We start from the raw sequence: 351 nt of genomic DNA, 5'->3' as shown, positions 1-351 counted from the left end.
GAAAGCCCGACCCGACCGAAGGAGGGTAGCGCCCAAATTATACTATTGAAATTAGCATACTTACCAATAAATTGTACTTTTGTGCTTTAAAATATTTCTTAACCTTAAAAAATTAGTATAGCATGCAACTGTACAATACATTAAGCGCGAAAGAAAGAGCAGAATTAATCGAAAAGGCTGGCAAGGATCGATTAACACTTTCTTTTTACAAATATGCCAAAATTGAGAATCCTCAAGAATTTAGAGATCAGCTTTTTATAGTTTGGAATTCCCTTGATGTTTTGGGTAGAATTTACGTAGCTACGGAAGGCATTAATGGACAATTATCGCTTCCTGCTGATCGATTTCAAG

1 protein-coding gene is annotated in these 351 nt (G+C 35.6%); it reads left to right on the top strand.

Annotated elements, in window-relative coordinates:
* Positions 1 to 122 precede the first annotated feature (122 nt).
* Positions 123 to 351: hypothetical protein (locus H4O21_RS28590; protein WP_502243759.1), on the top strand; the 229-nt coding region annotated here is incomplete at its 3' end.

The organism is Oceanospirillum sediminis (assembly GCF_014164585.1).
Lineage (GTDB): Bacteria > Pseudomonadota > Gammaproteobacteria > Pseudomonadales > Halomonadaceae > Oceanospirillum > Oceanospirillum sediminis.
This window is presented reverse-complemented; position numbering and strand designations above follow the sequence as displayed.